The 394-nt window shown below is 48.2% G+C and carries 1 protein-coding gene; it reads left to right on the forward strand.

Features of this window, described 5'->3' with window-relative positions:
- The coding region (locus tag ACQRBJ_RS16265) for a polysaccharide biosynthesis protein (protein ID WP_445304265.1) at positions 1 to 394 on the forward strand (394 nt) is incomplete at both ends.

Consider the following 394-nt stretch of genomic DNA (forward strand, 5'->3'; position numbering starts at 1 on the left):
TGAATGTCAAGACCCTCTTCGTAAGCCCTCTGGTCACAGAGAAGTTCCTGGAGAAGCAGGATATGATTGACAAGCTCACTGCAGAAGGTATCAAGATTATGATGATGCCGAAGGCACAGAGCTGGGACGGCAAGTCAAACCTCCGTCATCAGATGATGCGCGAGGTAGATATCGAAGATCTTCTTCCACGAGACAAAATCGAAGTGGATATGAATGCGATAGGAAAGCTCCTCAGCGGTCGCACCATTCTGATTACGGGAGCAGCTGGAAGTATCGGTTCCGAGATGGTAAAGCAGATTGCCATCTATAAGCCACAACGCCTGATTCTCGTTGATGAGGCTGAGACCCCAATGCACGATGTCCGTCTCTTCATGAACAAGAACTATGCTGATAT

The organism is Prevotella sp. SGI.167 (genome assembly GCF_050313615.1).
Taxonomy (GTDB): domain Bacteria; phylum Bacteroidota; class Bacteroidia; order Bacteroidales; family Bacteroidaceae; genus Prevotella.